At 70.1% G+C, this 14,496-nt stretch carries 9 protein-coding genes; 6 read left to right on the top strand and 3 right to left on the bottom strand.

Features of this window, described 5'->3' with window-relative positions; all coding sequences use genetic code 11:
- Window positions 1-270: 270 nt before the first annotated feature.
- The gene (locus ACFVW8_RS15940; RefSeq protein ID WP_389690218.1) at window positions 271-1,236 is read left to right on the top strand and encodes an LLM class F420-dependent oxidoreductase; all 966 of its coding nucleotides are present in this window, start codon (window positions 271-273) and stop codon (window positions 1,234-1,236) included.
- Window positions 1,237-1,282: 46 nt separating this feature from the next.
- On the opposite strand, the gene hemC is transcribed toward ACFVW8_RS15940, so the two are convergent.
- Both hemC and ACFVW8_RS15930 read right to left on the bottom strand, forming a co-directional pair.
- Window positions 1,283-2,215: a hydroxymethylbilane synthase gene (hemC, locus tag ACFVW8_RS15935; RefSeq protein ID WP_389690216.1), complete on the bottom strand. Its 933-nt coding sequence runs from the start codon at window positions 2,213-2,215 to the stop codon at window positions 1,283-1,285.
- A gap of 100 nt (window positions 2,216-2,315) precedes the next feature.
- Window positions 2,316-3,866 carry an MFS transporter gene (locus ACFVW8_RS15930; RefSeq protein WP_389690214.1) on the bottom strand — a complete coding sequence of 517 codons (1,551 nt, stop codon included), beginning with the start codon at window positions 3,864-3,866 and terminating at the stop codon, window positions 2,316-2,318.
- A gap of 409 nt (window positions 3,867-4,275) precedes the next feature.
- Between ACFVW8_RS15930 and ACFVW8_RS15925 the strand changes: the two genes are divergently transcribed.
- The 3 genes from ACFVW8_RS15925 to ACFVW8_RS15915 all read left to right on the top strand — a co-directional run bounded on the left by ACFVW8_RS15925 (window position 4,276) and on the right by ACFVW8_RS15915 (window position 8,725).
- Window positions 4,276-5,100: an FAD binding domain-containing protein gene (locus ACFVW8_RS15925; RefSeq protein ID WP_389690212.1), complete on the top strand. Its 825-nt coding sequence runs from the start codon at window positions 4,276-4,278 to the stop codon at window positions 5,098-5,100.
- Entirely contained in the window at window positions 5,097-7,940 is a 2,844-nt protein-coding gene (locus tag ACFVW8_RS15920) for a molybdopterin-dependent oxidoreductase (RefSeq protein WP_389690210.1), read from the top strand. The genes ACFVW8_RS15925 and ACFVW8_RS15920 overlap by 4 nt, the downstream gene beginning before the upstream one ends.
- Before the next feature lie 89 nt (window positions 7,941-8,029).
- Window positions 8,030-8,725 (top strand): DUF6882 domain-containing protein, encoded by a 696-nt coding sequence (locus ACFVW8_RS15915; protein WP_389690208.1) that lies wholly within the window; start codon window positions 8,030-8,032, stop codon window positions 8,723-8,725.
- A gap of 25 nt (window positions 8,726-8,750) precedes the next feature.
- Here ACFVW8_RS15915 and ACFVW8_RS15910 read toward each other — a convergent pair whose 3' ends face one another.
- Window positions 8,751-9,686, bottom strand: a complete 936-nt coding sequence (locus tag ACFVW8_RS15910; RefSeq protein WP_389690206.1) for an aminoglycoside phosphotransferase family protein — start codon at window positions 9,684-9,686, stop codon at window positions 8,751-8,753.
- 132 nt (window positions 9,687-9,818) lie between these two features.
- On the opposite strand from ACFVW8_RS15910, the gene ACFVW8_RS15905 reads away from it, so the two are divergent.
- Window positions 9,819-10,553 (top strand): S1 family peptidase, encoded by a 735-nt coding sequence (locus ACFVW8_RS15905; protein ID WP_389690204.1) that lies wholly within the window; start codon window positions 9,819-9,821, stop codon window positions 10,551-10,553.
- A gap of 367 nt (window positions 10,554-10,920) precedes the next feature.
- On the top strand, window positions 10,921-14,379 hold the full coding sequence (locus tag ACFVW8_RS15900) for a glycosyl hydrolase (RefSeq protein ID WP_389690202.1): 3,459 nt from the start codon (window positions 10,921-10,923) through the stop codon (window positions 14,377-14,379).
- The last annotated feature ends 117 nt before the right edge of the window (window positions 14,380-14,496 follow it).

The following is a 14,496-nucleotide window of genomic DNA, read 5'->3' as shown; positions in this document are numbered from 1 at the left end:
CTTTCGGGCCAGCCAACCGTGCCAATGACCCTGGGTGCCAGTCCGAGGCGGCATTCGGCTGAGGGAACGGGCCATTTGCGCACATGCCCGTCCGCGCATGTGACGGGCCGCGGCGGTGGCGGTGCCGGCTGCCCGCCGCCGGCCTGACGCTCCGCGCGACGGGGAGGCCGGGGCGAGTCAGGCTGGGAGAGACCGAGCAGCACCGCGCCAAGCACTACCGGACCGGAGCGAGGCGCAGGTCACCGCTCGCCCGCGGAGGAGAGGAACGACATGGTGCAGATCGGCTACACGATGATGACGGAGCAGGCCGGACCGCGTGAGCTCGTCGGCCATGTGGTCGGCGCCGAACGTGCCGGCTTCGATTTCTCCGTCACATCGGACCACTATTTTCCCTGGCTGGAGTCCCAGGGGCATGCCTCGTACGCCTGGAGTGTCCTAGGGGCCGCCGCGCAGGCCACCGAGCGCATCCCGCTGATGACCTATGTCACCTGTCCGACCAGGCGCTATCACCCGGCGGTCGTGGCGCAGAAGGCCGCCACGATGCAGCTGCTGTCGCAGGGACGCTTCCGGCTCGGACTCGGCTCGGGGGAGAACCTCAACGAACACGTGGTGGGCGGGGGCTGGCCCGCCGCCCACGTCCGTCTGGAGATGCTGGAGGAGGCGGTGGAGATCATCCGCGCGCTTCTGTCGGGGCAGAGGCTGAGCCACCACGGCGTTCACTTCGACGTCGAGAACGCCAGGCTCTGGGACCTGCCCGAATCGCCCCCGCCCATCGGCGTCGCCGTTTCGGGTGACCGCTCCTGCGAAGTCGCCGGCAAGCACGCGGACCTGCTGATCGCGACCGAACCCAGGCAGGAGCTTGTCTCGTCCTTCGAGCGACACGGCGGGGGAGGCAAGCCCAAGGTCGGTCAGCTGCCCATCTGCTTCGACACCGACCGCGACGCGGCGCTCGCCCGCGCCCACGAGCAGTTCCGCTGGTTCGGCGGAGGCTGGCCCGTCAACTCGGAACTGCCGGGCCCGGCAGCGTTCGCGGGCGCCACGCAGTTCGTACGGCCCGAGGACGTTGCGGAGTCCATCCCCTGCGGCGAGGACGTCGAGGCAGTCGTCGAGGCGGTTCGGCCCTATGCGGATGCCGGGTTCACCGAAGTCGCCCTCATCCAGATCGGCGGCGACCACCAGCAACCGTATCTGGAGTGGGCGGAGCGGAAGCTGCTGCCGGCCCTGCGGGAACTGTGACCTCATGGCCCGGCTCGGCAGCGGCCCCCCCCCGTGACCTGGTGGCTCAGTGGGCGATGCCGTCGATCAGTTCGCGTGCCCCCTGGCGCAGCAGGGAGACGGCGACGGAGGTGCCGAGCGTCTGTGGGTCGAGGCGCCCCGCCCACTCGTGCGCATTCAGGACGGTCTTGCCGTCGGGCGTGAACACCTTGGCCCGCAGGGCGAGTTCCCCATTCCCCTCGACCCTTGCGTAGCCGGCGATCGGGCTGTTGCAGTGGCCCTGGAGGACATGGAGGAACATGCGTTCGGCCGCTGTCTCGCGATGGGTGGCGGGATCGCCGAGTGCGCTCACCACGTCGATGAGCTCCGCGTCGCCCTCGCGGCACTGGAGGGCCAGGACCCCGGCTCCGATCGGCGGGCACATCGCCTCCGGGGACAGCACCTCCGTGATCACGTCGGTGCGGCCGATGCGCTCCAGACCGGATACGGCAAGGATCAGCGCGTCGGCTTCCCCGGCGGCGAGCTTCTCCAGGCGTCGGTTCGCGTTCCCGCGCATCGGTACGCAGTCGAGCTGCGGGTGCGAGGCGGCCAGCTGAGCGATGCGCCGTACGGACGAGGTGCCGATCCGGGTGCCGGACGGGAGCTGGTCGAGGTGGAGTCCGGCCGGGTGGATGAGTGCGTCGCGGACGTCGTCGCGCTTGAGGAACGCGGCGAACGTCGTGCCTGCGGGCAGGGGCCGGTCGGCGGGGATGTCCTTGACGCAGTGCACGGCGAGGTCGGCGTGCCCGGCGAGCAGTGCGGCGTCGACCTCCTTCGTGAACGCGCCCTTGCCCTCGACGACGCTGAGGTCGCCCATCCACTTGTCCCCGGTCGTCCTGACCGGGACGACCTCCGTGCGGATGCCGGCGTGGAGCGCCCCCAGCTCGGCACGGACGCGCTCCACCTGGGCGAGTGCCATGGGCGAGTCGCGGGACACGATGCGGATGAGGTCAGTGGCCATGTGGCCCACGATAGACCGTCGGCCGCGGGCGCCGGCCAGTAGGCGAGACGCCTGTGCTGCCGCCGTTCGGACGTGGTGCGCGGAGGGTGGCCCGGTCCGCTCACCCCGCCGTGCCGCCCAGAGGAGCGGGGCCGCCACCGGGCTGATTCCCGCCGCCCTTCTCCGTCTGGGAGAGGGGCCTGGCGATGTCCTCCAGGGAGCGCTGTTCGGCGTCGACCGCGAGGAAGGCCGCGACGATTCCCGCCGCGCACATCAGGCCCGCCCCGATGCAGAAGGCCAGGGCCGTGTCACCGGGCACACCCGACTCGGTGAGGTCGGCGAAGATGAGCGGTCCGCTGATCCCGCCGACGGCCGTACCGACCGCATAGAAGAACGCGATGGCCATCGCCCTGGTCTCCATCGGGAAGACCTCGGAGACCGTCAGATAGGCGCTGCTCGCCCCGGCCGAGGCGAAGAACAGCACGACGCACCAGCAGGCGGTGAGGGTGTTGGCCGTCAGTGACCCCCGGTCGAAGAGCCAGGCGGTGACGAACAGCAGGATGCCCGGCACGATGTAGGTACCGGCGATCATGATGCGCCGGCCGACCGTGTCGAAGAGCTTGCCGAGCACGAGCGGCCCGATGAAGTTGCCGGCCGCGATCACCGCGAAGTAGTAGCCGGTGTGGCCTGTCCGGACGTCGTAGAACGTGGTGAGGATCGCGCCGAAGCCGAAGGTGATCGCGTTGTAGAGGAAGGCCTGGCCGATGAAGAGGGACAGTCCGAGCACCGCACGCTTGGGATAGCTGCGGAAGACGGTCTTCGCGATGAGGCCGAAGCCGATGCTCTTGCGCTCATGGATCGTGATCTCACCGGCCGGCGGCGGCAGCTTCTCGTGTTTCTCCTCCTCGATCTCGCGCTCGACGGAGCCGACGAGCTTGTCGGCGTCCTCCCCGTGTCCATGGATGAACTGCCACCGCGGGCTCTCCGGCACATGCCGCCGTACGAGCAGGATCACGAGACCGAGGACGACGCCGAGGGCGAAGGTGAGCCGCCAGCCGAGGTCCTTGGGGAAGTAGTCCGTGTTGAGCATGACGATCGAAAGCAGTGCCCCGCCGACCGCCCCCAGCCAGTAGCTGCCGTTGATGATGAGGTCGACCCGGCCCCGGTACTTCGAGGGGATCAGCTCGTCGATCGCCGAGTTGATGGCCGCGTACTCCCCGCCGATGCCGAAACCGGTGAGGAAGCGGAAGAGGAAGAACCACCACGCACTGAAGGACAGAGCGGTCATCGCGGTCGCGGCGAGGTAGACCGCGAGCGTCACCATGAACAGCTTCTTGCGGCCGAACCGGTCGGTGAGCCAGCCGAAGAACAGTGCGCCCGCACACGCACCCGCCACATACAGGGCCGCGGCAAGGCCGGTGACCTGTGCGGACGTGATGGCCAGCCCCGACCCCTCCTCCGACAGCCGGCCCGCGATGTTACCGACCGTCGTCACTTCGAGGCCGTCCAGAATCCAGACAGTGCCGAGGCCGATGACGATCATCCAGTGCCAGCGTGACCACGGCAGCCGGTCCAGTCGCGCCGGCACGGCTGTCGTGATGAGTCCGAGCCCGGAATCGCCCGGCGCCGCGGTCTCGTCGGAAGGTTCGTCCGATGCGGCGGGGGTTGTCACGGCGGCTACCTCCTGGTCGGAGCGGGCGCACACTGCGGGACCGCTGAGAGTCCAATATCCGCCAGGTGCCCGGCCGTCGCCGCCGTACACGCGGTGTCGCTCGCCCGGACGTGGAACGGGTGCGGCAGTCGGGTTCGGGTGCAGCCGGACATCTGACGCGCGCGTGTCCGTGCATGTCTGCCGCCATGCCCTGGGCAGCCGCTCACCTCGGCGCCTCGATATCTCATATTCACAAGCCGTATAAGGGCCAGAACATGGCTCATGCGAGGACTGCGAGGGGGGTGCCGCTTGGCTGATTCACCAAGGTGCGGTCGGCCGGGCCGACGGTATTCCGTGCGGCGCACCAGTCGTTTCCGGCCTGCGGCCCGGCTTCACTGGCCAGGAAGCAGCGGCCGAAGACGGGGGAGACATGGATCTGAACACAGTTCTCGACGTGCGAGATGCGCGCCGCCGTGAGCCCTGGCGCCCGGGCGACGCCTGGCTCGGCGGCGGAACGTACCTGTTCTCCGAACCCCAGCCGCATCTGCGGCGGTTGGTGGACCTGAGCCGGATGGGCTGGGAGCCGGTCCGTACGCGGCCCGACGGGTCGGTGGAGATCGCGGCGACGTGCACGATCGCGCAGCTGTCCAGATTCGGGAGGACGCTCGACGCGGCGGCCGCCCCGCTCATCGAACAGTGCTGCCGGGCCTTTCTCGCCTCGTTCAAGATCTGGAACATGGCGACCGTCGGCGGAAACCTCTGCAACGGCCTGCCCGCCGGCCCGATGATCTCCCTCACCGCGGCCCTCGACGGCGAGTGCCTGCTCCAGGCTCAGGACGGCTCGCTGCGGCGGGTGAGGACGGCGGACTTCGTCACCGGAGCCGGCGTCAAGGACCTCGCCGAGGGCGAGCTGCTGCGTTCGGTGACCGTTCCCGCGCGCTCGATGAGGTGCCGCACCGCATTCCGGCAGGCGTCGCTCTACGGCCTCGGGCGCTCGGGTGCCCTCGTGATCGGGACGCTGGACCCCCTGGACGGTTCGCTGGCCGTGACCATCACGGCCGCGACCCGGCGCCCGATCCGCCTCTGGTCCGCTCTGCCGCCCGGCCGGTCGGAGCTGCGCCGCGCGATCGAGTCCGCCGTCGACGACCGGGACTGGTTCGACGACATCCACGGCCTGCCCGAATGGCGGCGGCACATGGCCTTCCACCTTGCCGAGCAGGTCCGGCGCGCTCTCACCCAGGACGGTGTGCGATGAGTTTCAGTATCCAGGTCAACGGCCGGCCCTTCGGCGCCGAGCCCCGCGCCGGTCAGTGTCTGCGTACCTACCTGCGTGAGCGCGGCTGGTTCGGGGTGAAGAAGGGGTGCGACGCCGGGGACTGCGGAGCCTGCACGGCCCATGTGGACGGTGAGCCGGTGCACAGCTGCCTCTACCCGGCCGTACGTGCCGAGGGCCAGTCCGTGACCACCGTGGAGGGCCTGGCCCGCAAGGACGGCGAACTCCACCCCGTGCAGCAGAAGTTCCTCGATGCCCAGGGCTTCCAGTGCGGCTTCTGCACAGCGGGCTTCCTGATGACCACGGCCGCCCTCGAAGAGGAGAAGGGCGCCGCCCACGACGACGGCAAACTGGATGACCTCCCCCGTGCGTTCAAGGGCAACATCTGCCGGTGCACGGGATACCGCGCCATCGAGGACGCCGTCCACGGCGTGCGGCACACCGAACGCCCGTGCGCCGGGCAGGCGGTGGGCAAGAGCCTCGGCGCTCCGGCGGGCCCCCAGGTCGTGACGGGCGCCGCCCGCTACACCTTCGACGTCGAGGTCCCCGGACTGCTTCACATGAAGCTGCTGCGCTCCCCGCACCCGCACGCCCGCATCGTCGGCATCGACACCGCAGCGGCCCTGCGGGTTCCGGGTGTCCACGCAGTCCTCACCCATCGGGACGCCCCTGCCACCCTGTACTCCAGCGCCCGGCACGAGCACCCCACCGAGGACCCGGACGACACCCGCGTCCTCGACGAAACCGTCCGCTACGTGGGCCAGCGCGTCGCCGCCGTCGTCGCCGACAGCGAGCAGGCGGCCGAGGAAGGCTGCCGGCGGATCGAGGTGACCTACGAGCAACTCCCGTACGTCACCGACCCCGAGGAGGCCATGCGTGCCGGAGCGCCCGTCATCCACGCCGGCAAGGGGCCGGAGGAGAGGATCGCCCGCGTCGGGAACAACGTGGCCGGCGAGGTGCACGGTGAGATCGGCTCGGTCGACGACGGGTTCGCCGAAGCGGCGGTCGTCTACGAGGAGACCTTCCGCACCCAGCGGGTCCAGCACGCCAGCCTGGAGACCCACGGCTGCGTCGCCTACTTCGAGCCGAAGGAGGACGGGACCGGCGAGCGGCTCACCGTGCGCTCCAGCACCCAGACGCCGTTTCTGACCCGACGCGCGCTGTGCGCCCTCTACGGTCTTCCCGAGGACGAGGTCCGTGTCGTCGCCGGCCGGGTGGGCGGCGGGTTCGGCGGCAAACAGGAGATGCTGACCGAGGACATCGTCGTCCTCGCCGCCCTGGGGCTGCGCCGCCCGGTCAAGCTCGAATACACCCGCGCCGAGCAGTTCTTCGGAGCCACCACCCGCCACCCCTTCACGATCGGCATCAAGCTGGGTGCCCGCGCCGACGGCACCCTGACCGCGATCCAGATGCGCGTGGTCTCCAACACCGGTGCGTACGGCAACCACGGCCCCGCCGTCATGTTCCACAGCGTCGGCGAGTCCTTCGCCGTCTACCGGGCCCCGCACAAGAAGGTCGACGCCTTCTCCGTCTACACCAACGGCGTTCCGGCGGGGGCCTTCCGGGGCTACGGTCTCGGCCAGGTCACCTTCGCCGTCGAATCCGCCATGGACGAGATGGCCCGCCGTCTGGACATGGACCCGCTCGCCTTCCGGGAGAAGAACATCATCGGCCCCGGTGACCACATGGTCAGCCCGATCGGTGAGGAGGAGGACCTGCACATCGCCTCGTACGGCCTTGCCCAGTGCCTCTCCATCGTCCGCAACGCCATCGCGGAGGACCGGAGCACGGAGGACGTTCCGGAGGGGTGGCTGACCGGCCAGGGCACGGCCATGGCGATGATCGCCACCGGGCCGCCCGGGGGCCATTACGCCGATGCGACCGTCACTCTGCTCACGGACGGGACGTACGACATCGCCGTCGGTACAGCGGAGTTCGGCAACGGCACCACCACCGTCCACAAGCAGATCACCGCCGGTGCCCTCAACACCACCGTCGACCGGATCGCCATCCGCCAGTCCGACACCGACGTCGTCCGGCACGACACCGGCGCCTTCGGATCGGCCGGTACGGTCGTCGCCGGCAAAGCGGTCCTGCTCGCCGCGGAGTCCCTGGCCGGCCGCCTCAGGACCTTCGCGGCCCGGCACACCGGTGTGGCCCGGCACCTGTGCACGCTCGGGACCGATGCGATCGACTGCGCCGGCCGGACGGTCACACTGAAGGAGCTCCACGAGGCGGCCCACGCTGCGGGAGCGCAGAAGGAGATCACGGCGGAGGGCCACTGGGGCGGCAGCCCGCGCTCGGTGGCCTTCAACGCCCAGTGGTTCCGGATCGCCGTCGACCCGGACACGGGCGAGATGAAGATCCTCCGTAGTGTCCACGCCGCTGACGCCGGCAAGGTGATGAACCCGTTGCAGTGCCGGGGGCAGATCGAGGGCGGAGTCGCGCAGGCACTTGGCGCCACACTCTTCGAGACCGTCAGGCTCGACGAACGCGGCCGGGTGACCACGGCGGCCTTCCGCCGCTACCGGCTCCCGCAGTACGCCGACGTGCCGCGCACGGAGGTCCATTTCATGGAGACGACCGACGCGATCGGCCCGCTCGGAGCCAAGTCGATGAGCGAGAGCCCCTTCAACCCGGTGGCTCCCGCCTTCGCCAACGCGCTGTACGACGCCACGGGTATCCGTTTCACCGAGATGCCCGTCACCAGGGACCGGGTCTGGCTGGCGATGGACCGGCAGGCCGTGGCACGGGCCGAAGCAGCCGCATGGCCGACGGCTGGAGTCCAGCCAGGAGCCGGCTCCGGGATCCGGGCCGACTGATCGATTCACCATGAGGTCGATTCGGTGGGGTGGGACCAGAGTTGGCCCGGGCTACCCGCCGGTGGGTCTCGCCCTCTACGCTTGTGATCATGACAAGCGGATTCAGCGACCAGTTCCTGCTCGAGGCGGAACGGCACTCCGTCTGGGGCACCGCTCAGCTCGAAGCACTCATGGAATTCCTGCCCGAGGCGCCGTGGAGCGCGGACCTGCCGACGTGTTCGTACCGGCAGGGGGACGTGCAGCTACGGGCTGGTGTCCTTGGGACGTACGACGCGGAAGGGGGGTCCTGGCTGTGGGGCTGGGCAAATCCGGGGCTCGGTGGGACTGAGGTCGTGGCGTTGTCCGCTGCGGTGGCACGGTACGGGCAGGCGCACGGGATTGCGGAGTTCACCACTGAGGAACTCGATCTGTCCGGGTTCGACGATCCTCGGCGGGCCGCCGAGATGCTGGCCTTCGCGGGGATGGGGGTAGCCAACGCTCCCGGGTACATCGGGCAGTCCGCCGGGCCCGGCACTCAGGTGTACTTCCTGCCCGACGACCCGAAGGTGCCGAGCGCCGAGCTCGATCCGGTCGCCCTGCCGCGCGTGCTCATGGCCGGGATCTCACTCATCGGACGTTCGCCGCGACAGGCCGTCACGGGGTACTTCGAGCACCACGGGGTGCCGCAGCGCGTGGAAGGCGACCGGCTGATCGCCGATCTGCCGACGGGGAACGCTGCCGTTGTCTCCTTCGACGGGATGGGGCGGATCAGCAACATCCGGCTCACGGTCAGCGGCTCCGTTTGAGACTCCGGCGCCCGTTCTGAAACGTTCAGCGGGTGCGTTCGGTGAGTAACTCGGCTACAGAACCAATGAGGTGGGTGAGCCGTTCCAGTCGTGTCCCGCTGCGGGCGATTCGGAACCCGTGGCGCCGGCCCCAGAACGCGGCCTGTACGGCATGGAACTGGGCCCAGCGCCGCACCCGTTCGCGATCCACCTCCGCAGCCTCCGCGAAGACGTCCACGATCCGGTGGACAGCCTTGCGCAGGTCGTCCGCTTCGACGAGCGTCACCGCAAGTGACTTGAGCAGGGTGCCGCCGTCGTAAGCGGGATCCCCCGCACACCCCTTGGGGTCGACGGCCAGCCAGGGCTCACGGTCGGCGCGCAGGATGTTCCGGGGGTGCAGGTCGCCATGGACCAGGACATCCGGCTGATCGTGACCCAACTCGCGCACGGTCGCTACGGCGGCGTCCACCACGCAACCCGGCAGGGTGTGCGTCAGCTCCCCGGCATCCTCGCGCAGCTGCGCCTCCCAGGCATCGGCCTGCTCCCGCAGCCGGGGGAGGCCGGGCGGCGCGGGGACGGCCAGTCGGCGATTGATCAGCCCGGCGACCGTCACCACCTCGTCTTTGCTCTCGACCTCCGCCAGGGTCGACGTCCTGACCCGCTCCAGCAACATCGCGAAACGCTCGTCGTCCCGCTCATGGAGCAGGACGGCTCCGTGCCCGCCCCAGGCCACGAACGCGTCCGGCTCATGGACGTTGCCAGGATGGGGAAACGACACCTTCATCACAGCGGTCGCCCCGTCCTGCCGGCGCACCGGGACGATGACCCCGACACCGCCGTGCAGGACCTCGCCGTCCGTCCGGCATCCCCAACGCCCCAGGAGTACTTCCACGATCCCGGGCAGTTCGGCGAGCCATGCCGCACCGGGCTCGCCCTCTCGGCCGACTGTGTTCCGCGCGAACGCCTCCGGTACCTCGATCATTCGGGCACCCTACGCGCCGGGCCCCGATGCCGGTTCCATCGGATGAACCTGTGCCGGATTCGGAACCTTTTGTTCCAGAGCGATATCTGACCACGCGTACGGCCCATGGCCCGACGAGAGGAGCTGTTCCGGATGGTGTGTCGAATGCGTGCGTTACTGCTGACCGCCCTGCTGCTGGTGACGGGTGCGGTGATGTCATCCGCGCCGGCCTCCGCCGTCATCGGGGGGTCGAAGAGTGCGTACGGTCCATGGGCGGTGCGCATGCTCATCGACGGCAAACCGGTGTGTACCGGGACGGCGGTTACGCGGCAGTGGATCATCAGTGCATCGCACTGCTTCTTCGAGCAGGCGCAGTCGGTCGCGGACAAGCGGATTTCATTCCGGGTCGGCAGCCTCGACGTGCGGAAGGGCACCACGGTCCGCCCGGTGCCCGGGGCGCGGGTGGGAAGCGCGAAGGCCGACATGATGCTCATCAAGGTCACGCCGATGAAGGTCCGCACGGCGCGCCTGGCCACAGGCGGCGCCCGGGCAGGTCAGGTTGTGCGGCAGTACGGGTGGGGTGCTACGTGCACCGGGGACGAGAACGCCTGTCAGTCCCCGGTCCTCAAGCGTTCGGATCTGCGGGTCGTACGGGCGGATGCCGCCCGGTGCCAGGGCTTCGCCGTGCCTGACGGTCCGGACTTCTGCATGGAGAAGGTGTCCGGGATTCCCGCAGGCGGGGACTCCGGCGGCCCGGTGATGAGTATCGCCCCGCAGGGTGCCGAAACCCTCCTGGGGGTCTTTTCCGGCTCCGACCGGGAACGCATGGCCGGGGCGGGGGAGATCTCCCGGCAACTCGACTGGATCCGGTCGGTCACCCGGCGGTAGGTGGTAAGCGGCAGTGCGGCGGGCCCGGGGTGATGTATCGTCCCGGGCCCGCTCGGCATCGTCCGCGGAGCCTGCCGTGACTCCTGCCGTTTCCGGTGAATTGAATCGTTCAATCCGGTCACGCTCCGCGCGTTCCATTCTTGTGACATCCCGGCACCTCGACTTGTGGCCACCTGAACTGGCCATCCAGTAGAGGATGCGGCAGATCGCGACACGACCATTGACGCTGGTCGGCCACCTGTCATAGCGTCCGCCACGGCTTGATTGAAACAATTCATCTCCCCGGGCGGCACGGCCCGGGGCGCGCCGGTGACAGCCGCGTCCCGCAGGCCTGTTGGCGTCGCAGCCACTCTGCGAGGGGGTTTTGATGAACGACGGTGTTCGCGCGGCGACCGATGGCGCCGCTCCTCCCGGGGATACGCGGGGTGCCGACGTCACGGGGCAGGGCCGCCACGCCCCGGTCTCGCGCCGACGGCTGCTGCAGATCGCGGCGGCTGCGGCGGCGGCCGGCGCCACCACCAGCTTCTGGCAGCCCGCCTACGCCGCCGGGCCGACAGGTCACCAGTCCTTCTCGGCTGAGCGGTTCGCCCATCCGGCCGGCGACAGCATGCCGCTCATCCTGTGGTTCTGGAACGGCACCGTCACCACGGACCTGGTGGACACGACCCTTGCGGACATGCGCGCCAAGGGCGTGACCGAGGTGCTGGTCTTCCCGTTCGACACCACCGCCCTGAAACCGGCCTTCTTCACCGAGGAGTGGTTCGACATCGTGGAGCACACCCTCCGCGAGGCCGACCGCCACCACATGCATATATGGCTGTTCAACGACGACTTCTTCCCCAGCGGCCGGGCCGGCGGCTTCGCGGTGAACGGCGGCAGAGTCGGCGACCGCACCTACCCGCCCCGCCCCCACCTGCGGGCCAAGAGTGTGCAGCGCAGCAGCATGCGGGTCGCCGCGGGCGCGACCGTCCCGCTGGCGGGCCGGGCGCTGAGCGTGGCGGACGGCCGACTGGTGGTGGACGCCGCCGCGTTCGACGGCGTGCGTGTCCTGAAGGAGGGGGCCGACTGGGCGGACTGCACCGTCACCGGTACCGTCCGTATCGACTCAGGCGCCGCCGGACTGCTGGTGCGCTGCTCCGACGCGAAGAACGGCTACCTCGCCGATCTGCGAAGCGACGGCGGCGTCGACGTGTACCGCCAGACGGACGGCGATTTCGCGCTGCTCCGGCCGGGCACCGCAGTCACCGGCTTCGACGCCGGGGCGGACCACCGACTCCAAGTGGCCGTACAGGGCGCGAACATCGTCACCTCGCTCGACGGGGCCGAGTCCGCGCCGGTCTCCGACACGGCCTTCGCCACCGGCACGGTCGGACTGCGCGCTACGGCGACGCAGCATTCCTCCTGGGACGGTCTGACCGTAGTCGGGGCGGACGGCAGGCAGTTGTTCGCCGGCACCTTCGATTCCGACTCCGCTGTGGACGACTTCGTGACGCCCGACGACCTCGGGTCCGCTTTCGCGGCCTCGGCCCGTCCGGTCGGTGCGGGCGGATCCGTCGTCCCGCAGATGATCGACCTCACGGACGCCGCACGCAACGGCGGCACCTGGACGGCTCCGGCAGGACAGTGGCAGGTGGACGTCTTCACGTCCCGGCTGTTGGCCGACACCGGCGGAAGCCGCCGCAACTACCTCGACCTGCTGGACGACGAAGCCGTGGGCCTGTTCATGGACATGGTCCCGGGCGAGTACGTCCGCAGATTCCCGTGGGCCGTCGGCCGTGTGCTGCTCGGCTTCGCCGACGACGAGCCCTTCATCGTGTCCGCCGATGCCGAATGGGGCCAGGTGCCGTGGTCGGCGAGTCTGGCCGGTGAGGTGCGCCGACTGGGCGGGAAGGCGGGCCTGGGCATCGTTCTCTCCGCGGTCCACGACGACCTGGGCGAGCAGGGGCGCGCCCTGCGCGGTGTGTTCTGGCGCGCCGTCTCCAACCGATTCTCGTCGGCGTACTACAAGGGCATCAGCACCTGGATGGGGGACCACGGGCTGGACCTGATCTCCAACCCGCTGTGGGACGAGTACGGCCCCGCGGAGCAGCTCAGGAGCACCGGCAACCTCAACACGGCACACCAGTGGGCCCAGGTGCCGGGTACCGACCTCATCGCCGACCACTACCAGAAGGGGTACCACCGGATCCTGCCGCGCGGGCCGGCCAGCGCAGCCCACCAGGTCGGACGCGAGCGCGTCTACCTGGAGGCGATGGGCGCCGCCGGCTGGCAGGTCACTCCGGCGTTCACCCGGGAGGTGATCGGGGCGTTCGTCGTCCGCGGCATCAACAAGGTGCTGCTGCACGCCCGTTTCTCGGACGCTGACAACATCGTCTTCGCGCCGCCGTTCCAGCCGGTCAACCCGTGGTGGGACCTGTCGTCGCCGCTGAACGAGTGGATCGGGCGGCTGGTGGAGGCGGCGCGCGCCACGCCCGCGGCCCGTACCGCGCTGCTCCAGCCGCAGCGCGCCGCGGAATCCTTCCAGGACCACCCGGAGCAGACCGTGATCGACAGCGCGTTCACCGGTGCGGTGCACGCGCTGGAGGACAGTCAGATCGACTTCGACTTCGTCGACGAGGGCGCGCTCACCGCCGATCCGGCGCTGATCGAGCACGCGCGGTCGCACGGTGGGGACCTGGTCGTAGGACGGCAGCGGTACGGCGTCCTCGTGCTGCCGACGACGCCGATGCTCTCGCTCGGCGCGGCCGTCGCACTCACCCGGTTCGTGGATGGCGGTGGCGTGCTGGTGGCGGTCGGTGAGCTGCCGGCCCAGGAGCCGGAAGGCCGCGACAAGGACCTGACGAACGCGCTGGCGAAGCTGTTCGCCGGCAAGCGCGCTTCCCGCGCGCACCGGGTGAAGGACGTCGCGGAGGCCGCTGCCCAGGTCGTGGCGGCGGGCGGCGCCGCTGTGACGCTGTCGCCGCCGACTCCCGAGGTGCGGGTGCTGCGGCTGGAGCGTGACGGGGAGCGGTCGTTCCTGCTCGGCAACGAGCACGCCGGCGCGGTCGAGGTCACCGCGACCTTCCCGGCACTCGGCGCGCCGTACCTGTGCGACCCGGACACCGGGAAGACGGTCCCGGCCGGGGTCTGGCGCGCGGCGCCGTTCGCGGGCAGATCCGGCGCGGGCACCGCGGTCTCGCTGCGGCTGGAGTCGAAGAGTGTGGTCCTGGTGGTCTTCCGGCGTGCGCTCCGCGGCGGTCCCGCGCACGCGGTCGAGTCGAACGCACCGGTTGAGAGCCTGGCGGTCAAGGGAAACGGCGGCACCGCCACCGTGCGGGTGTCGACGCCCAGAACCGTACGGGTGGTCGCTCAGGAGGGCAGCCACCGGTTGGCCGGAACCCTCGCCGTCACCGATCCGCTGACGGCGGTGCCCCTCGACGGTGACTGGAGCTTCCGCTTCGACGCCGACGGTGCGCAGAGCGCCGACCGCCCGCTCGGATCCTGGACGGTCCTGGACGCCTCGTATTCCGGATCGGCGTTCTACGAGCGCCGGTTCACCCTCGAAGCCAAGGATCTGGCCGACCGGATCTGGACGCTCGACCTCGGGGAGGTGCGTGACGTCGCACAGGTCACCGTGAACGGCGTCGAACTGCCGCCCCGGCTGTGGGCGCCGCACCGGCTCGATGTCACCGGTCCCCTGCGCAAAGGGGACAACGTACTGCGGGTGCGCGTCACCAACACCGGTGCCAACGAGCACGGCGACCCGCAGGCGTCCGGTCTGCTCGGTCCGGTGCTGCTGCGCCCCGAGCGCCTCGAAGGGGTCAGGCTCACCGCGGTGCGCGACTGAACACCGCGGGCGTCGCGAGCCTGTGCGCCCACCGGTCCCGGGATCGTCCCCGAACACCATCCGCACGGGCGCCGCGCCATGTGCCGGGAACGCGTTCGGGGGGTGGCGCGTGCCACC

This window comes from Streptomyces sp. NPDC058221 (genome assembly GCF_042882365.1).
Classification (GTDB): domain Bacteria; phylum Actinomycetota; class Actinomycetes; order Streptomycetales; family Streptomycetaceae; genus Streptomyces.
Note: the sequence above shows the minus strand (reverse complement) of the source record. Positions and strands in the feature narration are given on the sequence as shown.

Coding starts and splice junctions, on each gene's coding strand:
- ACFVW8_RS15940 (WP_389690218.1), top strand. CDS start 271: ATGGTGCAGATCGGCTACACGATGATGACGGAGCAGGCCGGACCGCGT.
- ACFVW8_RS15925 (WP_389690212.1), top strand. CDS start 4,276: ATGGATCTGAACACAGTTCTCGACGTGCGAGATGCGCGCCGCCGTGAG.
- ACFVW8_RS15900 (WP_389690202.1), top strand. CDS start 10,921: ATGAACGACGGTGTTCGCGCGGCGACCGATGGCGCCGCTCCTCCCGGG.
- ACFVW8_RS15905 (WP_389690204.1), top strand. CDS start 9,819: ATGGTGTGTCGAATGCGTGCGTTACTGCTGACCGCCCTGCTGCTGGTG.
- ACFVW8_RS15915 (WP_389690208.1), top strand. CDS start 8,030: ATGACAAGCGGATTCAGCGACCAGTTCCTGCTCGAGGCGGAACGGCAC.
- ACFVW8_RS15910 (WP_389690206.1), bottom strand. CDS start 9,686: ATGATCGAGGTACCGGAGGCGTTCGCGCGGAACACAGTCGGCCGAGAG.
- ACFVW8_RS15920 (WP_389690210.1), top strand. CDS start 5,097: ATGAGTTTCAGTATCCAGGTCAACGGCCGGCCCTTCGGCGCCGAGCCC.
- hemC (WP_389690216.1), bottom strand. CDS start 2,215: ATGGCCACTGACCTCATCCGCATCGTGTCCCGCGACTCGCCCATGGCA.